Raw genomic sequence first — 240 nt, forward strand, 5'->3', positions numbered from 1 at the left:
ACCGTCATTGATGAGGCCAGTCGAGAACGCTTTATATTCCCTTTCAAAGAGCAGTCGTCCTACTCAACGGTTCAATTTCTCAAAATGGCTATCAAACACTTTGGATACAAACCAAAAATCATCCAAACGGATAATGGCTTCGAGTTCACTCATTTCAAAGAGACCAAACAAGTTCACCCACTAGACTTACTGTGTCAGGAACTGGATATTGAGTACAAGCTGATTCGTCCTCGAACACCC

Annotated in this window: 1 protein-coding gene; it reads left to right on the top strand. The window is 42.5% G+C overall.

Annotated features, from left to right (window positions below; translation table 11 throughout):
- Positions 1-240 (top strand): DDE-type integrase/transposase/recombinase (locus ACQRDX_RS09655; protein WP_427896690.1); only part of this gene is annotated, 240 nt, incomplete at both ends.

This window comes from Streptococcus sp. SGI.013, from assembly GCF_050315295.1.
Lineage (GTDB): Bacteria > Bacillota > Bacilli > Lactobacillales > Streptococcaceae > Streptococcus > Streptococcus porcorum.